Genomic DNA, 6,628 nt, shown 5'->3' on the forward strand with positions numbered 1-6,628 from the left:
GAAAAAATTTCGAATTTATCGTTGAATATTCAGAAGGTTAAAGAAGCTTATTGATACATTTTTCTGGAAAAGTCGGGAAAGAAAACTAAGGAGTAAGTCCTCACTTTCATAAAAAAGGACCGAATCGGAGATTAGTCTGATTCGGTCCATTTTTTTGTGGCTATTTGCTGCCGTCTTCTGCTTTTGTTTCTTCTGTCGGGACTGCGGTCTGTTCAGTTTGTCCGCTTCGCGGTTTTTGTTTACGAGAAGCGAGGATCTTGTCAAAGAGGCAGTTTGGAATCAGGCACAGAATTTTAGAAAGGATGCCCATTTGGTAGGGGATTGTCGCATATGAACGGCCCGCCATGATGACTTTGACGGCTTCCTTGGCGAATTCTTCCGGTTCCATAATGAAGGGCATCTTATAAGGATTGTGCGCTGTCAGCGGTGTCCTAACAAATCCCGGCGATATGGTCACCACTTTAACTCCGTACTTTTGCATTTCCACGCGCAGGCTTTCGCAATAGGTGATGGCGGCGGACTTACTGGCGCAGTATGCTTCGCTGCCCGGCAGGCCTCTGATGCCGGCCACGCTGGCAATACCGACCAATGTTCCGCGTTTGCGGCTGATCATCGGGTCGATAAATGCGTGAAACGTAGAAGCCATGGCGAAAACATTCGTATCAAAGACCTTGTTAAAAACGTCCAGGTCTTCGCGATACTGAGTTTTTACGCCGACAGAGATGCCGGCACAGGCGATAGCGATATCCGTTCCTCCGCACTGCTGATCAAATTTGCGGGCTTCCTCGATCAGTTTATCTCTGTCGGTCACGTCACAGACGATAGCTGTGTGGAGTTCCGGATGAGGAAGCGAGGCGATCAGTTCATCGAGTTTATCCTTTCGGCGAGCGACAAGTCCAAGCGTCGCGCCGTTAGCGGCAAATTCCTTGGCAAGCGCCTGACCGATACCGCTCGAGGCTCCGGTGAGAAAAATATTCATGTAAGAACTCCAGGTTAAATCGTTCCGGACGGAGGCTTCCGCCCCTTCATTTTTATTAGTTTAGATAAAAAGCAAAGTGTTTTGCCAAAATAAAAAGGCGCTCTGAAGCGCCTTCTCAGTCGGGCTTATTTTTTAGCTTTTCTTTCCTTATCGATGAGGAACTCCATCACTTGGATAGCGCCTTCACGCGTTCCGACCATGTGAGGTGCGGTGACATATTTGCCGTTGACCGCATTAGCTGGGGTTCCGTCAATGTTGTAAGCCTGCCATGTTTTGAAAGCGCGGTCGTTTTTCATCTTGGTAGAGAAAGAGTTGGCCGCTTTCATGAAATCGTCACGGTCAAGCCCCTGGGTTGCCAGGAAATCCGCAATGCTTTCGATTGTCGGAAAGTCTTTACGCTGTTTGATGACTGCTTCAAACAGCGTTTCATGATAGGGATGCAGTTTGTTCAATGCTTCCAAGGCGTAATAAGCCTTGGAGTACTGGAAGTATTTATCAGACCACGCCACCGGAACACGAACGAACTCGACGTCCTCAGGGAGTTTTTCTGCCCAAGGTTCTAATGTTTTTTCGTAGGTGTAGCAGTGAGGGCAGGTATAAGCAAAGAAAGAAATTACTTCGATCTTTTTAGGGTTCTGTGTTTGAACAGGAGTCTTTAAAACGGTGTAATCCGTACCCTCTTCAGGATGTTCCGCCGAAGCAAAACTAAGTGCCGGGATGGCCAGACAAGCTGCAAGGAGAATTCTACGAAGCATAAAAGTCCTAACTAAATAAAAATTCAAGGCCCGAAAAGCAGTTACTTAATTCTTCCGGTGATTGCCTGAATAGAGTTTTCTAATAACTTTGTACGTACGGAATTTGCCTCCTGGACAGTTCCGTACGGCCCGAGACGGACGCGATAAAGTGTTTTACCTTCGTCGGTTCTGGGGATCACGCGTGATTCAAACCCAAGGAGCGCAAGCTCAGCTCTGCGGTTTTCTGCTTCTGCCTCGGAACTGAACGCTCCGGCCTGAACAACGAATCTTGAACCCTGTTCCTGCTGAAGTTTAGCTTCCGCGTCCGCTTGTTCGGCAGTCGGCGGTTCAACAGTTACAACTTTGCTCTTAGGAGCATTGCTCGGAGCACCGCCGGTTTCTGAGAGCGGTTTGTTAGGATCAGGGATCATACCTCCGGCGATCGGGTTAATTTTTTCGCTCGCCTGGTTGACCTTATTCACAAACGGGATTGGAGCCTTAGTGATGTAAAGCGCTGCGGCCGCGCAGCAGCCGACACCGACTACCGCGCCTACCAGTACGCCGTAAAACCAAGTTCCAAAACCGCCGCCGGATTTACTTGCCATAAAACAGTTCCGTTAATTAATTTTGTTCAGTTTCTCTTTCCAGACGTTCCGGGGCAGAAATTCCAAGAATCTCAAGGCCGTTTCTCAGTACTCGGCGTGTCGCGAGTAAAAGAGCCAGTCTTGCATTTCTTGTTTTTGTCTCATCGACCAGCACTCGCTCTGCGTTGTAGAGAGAGTGGAAGTCGGCAGCCAGATCCTTCAGGTAGGTGACGACGCTCTGCGGGGAGAGATCGTCAGCGGCCTGAGCCAGTGCGGCAGGGAAGTCTGAAAGTTTGTTCAGCAGCACGGTTTCCGCCGGCGTGGTCAGAGAAGACAGATCCGCGGCTGCGAGTGTCTTTTCAGAAGGAACATTAAAGCCTTTTTCTTCTGCCTGTCTCTGTACGGAGCAGATTCTGGCGTGCGCATACTGCAGGTAATAAACCGGATTTTCGTCTGACTGGCTGAGAGCCAAGTCGATATCGAATACAAATTCGGCATCGGCCTTACGGTTAACCATAAAGAGGCGTGCCGCATCTTTTCCGACCCATTCGACCAAATCGGCGAGCGTCACATAGTTGCCTGCGCGCTTGCTCATTTTCAGCGGCTTGCCGTCTTTCACAAGCTGCAGCATGGTGTGGAGCATATATTCCGGGAAGTCCTTCGGAATGGTATATCCGTATGCCCCGGAAGCGGCCTGAATGCCGGCGCGAACTCGTGCAATTGTTCCGAAATGGTCGGTTCCCTGAATATTAATCGCACGGGAATGGCCGCGTTCGAATTTGGCAAGGTGGTATGCAACGTCCGGGATGAAATAGGTGTAGGTTCCATCCGCTTTGCGCATAACACGGTCTTTATCGTCGCCGTAATCGGTGCTCTTAAACCACAGCGCGCCGTCTTTCTCATAAGTTTTTCCGGCATCCTTGATGGCCTGAACTGCTTTTTCTACTCGACCGTCTTTGTAAAGAGAGCTTTCGAGATAATAGTTGTCGAAAGAGACGTCGAGCGCTTCAAGGTCGCGGTGCTGCTCATTTCTGAGGTAGGCAACCGAGTAAGTGCGGATATCCTCGAGGTCATCCGGGTTTCCGGAGCTTGTAACGACGCCGCCGTCGAACGTCTGAATATCTTTTTTAGCCAAGTAATCTTTAGCGATATCGGCGATATAGAGTCCGTGATAGCCGTCTTCGGGGAATACAACATTCTCGCCCAGAAGTTCTTTAGCTCTTGCCTGAACGCTGATGGCAAGATTGTGGATTTGAACCCCGGCGTCGTTGTAATAGAACTCACGAGTAACAGACCAGCCCTGGCTTTTCAGCATACGGGAGAGGACATCTCCGAGCGCAGCCTGTCTTGCATGACCGAGATGCAGAGGTCCGGTCGGATTTGCGGAGACGTATTCCAGCAGAACTGACTGACCGGTGTGTTCATCCGAGCATCCATATGCCGCCCCTTCTTTAAGGATAAGGGGAACAACAGCCTGTTTTGCAGCTTCCGAGAGCATCATATTGATGAAGCCCGGGCCGGCGATCTGGATGGCGGAAATGAGTTCCTTGGTCTGCGGGTTCTCATTTAATTTGGCAACGATCTGTTCGGCGATCGCACGCGGAGGCATTTTCATAGCCTTGGCGCACTGGAGGGCGACGGTGCAGGCGACGTCTCCGTGAGCAGTCTGTTTGGGCCGCTCTAAAACAATTTTTGCATCAGAAGGTGCTCCGACGGCCTGCAGCGCAGATGCAAAAAGCTGAAGAATTTCTTTCTTCTGATTGGCGAGCATATCGACCTCTAAAAATTATTCGTTGTCTTTATTAAAAGCGATGGAAGCGAAAGCGGAATGATTGTGGATAGACTCGAAGTTTTCAGCCTCTACAGTAAAGGAGAGGATAGAAGGTTCATCCTGGCAGCGAATTGCGACATCGCGCACGAGGTCTTCAACGAATTTCGGGTTTTCGTAGGCGTGTTCGGTGACGAACTTCTCATCGGAGCGTTTCAGAAGGCCCCAGACCTGGCAGGAAGCGCTGCTTTCAATCATTTCGATTTGTTTTTCGATCGGGAAGTTTGTCTGGACCTCGGCGCTGATCGAAACGTGAGAGCGCTGATTATGAGCTCCGTATTTACTGATTTCTTTGCTGCAGGGGCAAAGACTTGTGACGGGAGCAGTCACTTTCTGGAAGACTGTTGTTTGTCCGTTTAGCGTCTCGGCAACGAGTTCAACGTCGTAATCCATGGTGCTTTCAAGTTCGGAAACAGGCGCCTTTTTCTCCATGAAGAATGGGAAGCACAGGCGGATGTAACCCTCGTCAGCCTTAAGCGATTCCAGCATTTGGCTGATGACTTCTTTGAGCATCACAGGTGCGAAAGGTTTCTCAACGCTTCCGAGCAGAGTCCAGAAGCGGGACATGTGCGTGCCTTTTTTGTCAGCGGGCAGCGCTACGTACATTTCGACGTGAGCGACAGTGTGCTGAGCACCTGACTGGCTTTTAACAAGAATCGGTGTACGAATGCCCTTGACACCGACTTTCTGAATAGGAATATTTCTTCTGTCCGTACTGGACTGGACATCAGGAAGGACCATCAATGTAGATTCTGTCATTGGTTTGATAAATTAAAATTAGGTCAAATACCTCGACCATACTAATTAGAAGTCTGAAAAGTATACCGCCAATTTAGGAAAGCTCCGATCTCTGGAGCCTATCTAGGTAACAAGCCGTGAAGTGCGGGAGAAAACAGAAATATTTCAAAACGCATTGATCTCGTTATTTCTCTTTTGTCAAAGTAGAATGAAACTGCCTTTCCTTCTATTAATTGTTAGGAGCAGACTTTGAACATTCAATTTTCCAAGTTCATTGTGCCGGTTTTACTGATAGCGGTCGGCCTGGCGGCAGCCATGTTTATTCTGCCGGTTCTCGGAGCCGTCCTCATCGGCGCGTTTGCGCTATCAGGGCTGCTTTGGCTGAGCGGGAAAATCTTTGCAGTATTTCAAGGACAGACGGATTATTCAGAAGATAATCCCGGCGATTATTACAGAACGGACAATAATTCCGGCCGCGGCGGCAGCATTGTGCCTAAGAACTGGCATAAAAGCGAGGCCGTTGATGCGGAAATCATCTCCGAAGAGAAAGTTGTAAAAAAAGATTAATAATTTATGCAGAGAACTTCTGACAAAAAAATTCCGATTTCACAGACTCGAGCCGCTGTCATTGCGCGTACTTCACTTTATGTGATTTCAGCAGTGATGATGGGCAAAGCGCTGGCCGGTCTGAGTGAGGGAGACACAGCTGAGAGCTTAGGAAACATGGGACTTGCGCTTATTTTTGCGGGGATGTGTTTCAGAAGCAGTGAGTTTGCCATTTTGACTTACGTCACGGACGGGAAAAAGCGTGAAGAAGCGTTGAAGAAACTGCGCGATGCGGAGGATCAGAACCGTCCCTGGGTTGGCTGGATGGTTCGTCTCGGATGGGTTCTGACAATGTTCGGCGTCGGCGCTCAATTGTCAACTCTCATTTAATTATGTAGAATTATGCTTCTGCTTACGAGCGGAGGGGTGCCCGAGTGGCTAAAGGGGGCAGACTGTAAATCTGTTGGCTTACGCCTACGATGGTTCGAATCCATCCCCCTCCACCAAATGACTCAAACTAAAGAGGTTTGTAAGAGCTCGTAAAAATATATCTTCAGCAGGCTTGACAAAGAAAAAGTTCTTTGGCAAAATCTGCGTTCTCCAAATGTGGAGGGGTGCCCGAGTGGCTAAAGGGGGCAGACTGTAAATCTGTTGGCTTACGCCTACGATGGTTCGAATCCATCCCCCTCCACCAAATGACTCAAACTAAAGAGGTTTGTAAGAGCTCGTAAAAATATATCTTCAGCAGGCTTGACAAAGAAAAAGTTCTTTGGCAAAATCTGCGTTCTCCAAATGTGGAGGGGTGCCCGAGTGGCTAAAGGGGGCAGACTGTAAATCTGTTGGCTTACGCCTACGATGGTTCGAATCCATCCCCCTCCACCAAGATTTCCAAAGAAAGTGTTCAGTTGAACATTTGCTTTGAGCGGGTGTAGCTCAATGGTAGAGCAGAAGCCTTCCAAGCTTACGACGAGGGTTCGATTCCCTTCACCCGCTCCAATCGCCCATGTGGCTCAGTGGTAGAGCACTCCCTTGGTAAGGGAGAGGTCACGCGTTCGATCCGCGTCATGGGCACCAGTTATTTAATAGTCTGACAGAGTCAGGCGCTTCAGGAGCTACACATGGCAAAGGGTAAGTACGAAAGAACAAAGCCCCACGTGAACGTGGGTACCATCGGTCACGTTGACCATGGCAAAACAACTCTGACGGCTGCTATCACAAC

General features: G+C 49.2%; 8 protein-coding genes and 5 tRNA genes. 8 read left to right on the forward strand and 5 right to left on the reverse strand.

Annotated features, from left to right (window positions below; translation table 11 throughout):
* Positions 1-160 precede the first annotated feature (160 nt).
* The 5 genes from E5987_RS12205 to folE2 form a co-directional block, all read right to left on the reverse strand.
* On the reverse strand, positions 161-979 hold the full coding sequence (locus tag E5987_RS12205) for an SDR family oxidoreductase (RefSeq protein ID WP_160336353.1): 819 nt from the start codon (positions 977-979) through the stop codon (positions 161-163).
* A gap of 125 nt (positions 980-1,104) precedes the next feature.
* A complete protein-coding gene (locus E5987_RS12210; RefSeq protein WP_160336354.1) occupies positions 1,105-1,734 on the reverse strand; it encodes a thiol:disulfide interchange protein DsbA/DsbL in 630 nt (209 codons plus the stop codon).
* A gap of 41 nt (positions 1,735-1,775) precedes the next feature.
* On the reverse strand, positions 1,776-2,318 hold the full coding sequence (locus E5987_RS12215; protein WP_160336355.1) for an SPOR domain-containing protein: 543 nt from the start codon (positions 2,316-2,318) through the stop codon (positions 1,776-1,778).
* A gap of 16 nt (positions 2,319-2,334) precedes the next feature.
* A complete protein-coding gene (gene argS / locus E5987_RS12220; protein ID WP_160336356.1) occupies positions 2,335-4,068 on the reverse strand; it encodes an arginine--tRNA ligase in 1,734 nt (577 codons plus the stop codon).
* Between the two features lie 15 nt (positions 4,069-4,083).
* The gene (folE2, locus tag E5987_RS12225; RefSeq protein ID WP_160336357.1) at positions 4,084-4,884 is read right to left on the reverse strand and encodes a GTP cyclohydrolase FolE2; all 801 of its coding nucleotides are present in this window, start codon (positions 4,882-4,884) and stop codon (positions 4,084-4,086) included.
* A 228-nt stretch (positions 4,885-5,112) separates the two neighbouring features.
* Between folE2 and E5987_RS12230 the strand changes: the two genes are divergently transcribed.
* From E5987_RS12230 to E5987_RS12265, 8 genes are all read left to right on the forward strand, one after another.
* Positions 5,113-5,430 (forward strand): hypothetical protein, encoded by a 318-nt coding sequence (locus E5987_RS12230; protein ID WP_160336358.1) that lies wholly within the window; start codon positions 5,113-5,115, stop codon positions 5,428-5,430.
* 6 nt (positions 5,431-5,436) lie between these two features.
* The gene (locus E5987_RS12235) at positions 5,437-5,799 is read left to right on the forward strand and encodes a hypothetical protein (RefSeq protein ID WP_160336359.1); all 363 of its coding nucleotides are present in this window, start codon (positions 5,437-5,439) and stop codon (positions 5,797-5,799) included.
* A gap of 30 nt (positions 5,800-5,829) precedes the next feature.
* Positions 5,830-5,915, forward strand: a tRNA-Tyr gene (locus E5987_RS12240).
* Between the two features lie 102 nt (positions 5,916-6,017).
* Positions 6,018-6,103: transfer RNA gene (locus tag E5987_RS12245), tRNA-Tyr, on the forward strand.
* Positions 6,104-6,205: 102 nt separating this feature from the next.
* Positions 6,206-6,291: transfer RNA gene (locus tag E5987_RS12250), tRNA-Tyr, on the forward strand.
* Between the two features lie 40 nt (positions 6,292-6,331).
* A tRNA-Gly gene (locus E5987_RS12255) sits at positions 6,332-6,405 on the forward strand.
* A 3-nt stretch (positions 6,406-6,408) separates the two neighbouring features.
* Positions 6,409-6,483: transfer RNA gene (locus E5987_RS12260), tRNA-Thr, on the forward strand.
* Between the two features lie 44 nt (positions 6,484-6,527).
* On the forward strand, positions 6,528-6,628 hold a 101-nt coding region (locus E5987_RS12265; RefSeq protein WP_237178843.1), incomplete at its 3' end, for a GTP-binding protein.

It is taken from the genome of Parasutterella muris, from assembly GCF_009767915.1.
GTDB lineage: Bacteria > Pseudomonadota > Gammaproteobacteria > Burkholderiales > Burkholderiaceae_F > Parasutterella > Parasutterella muris.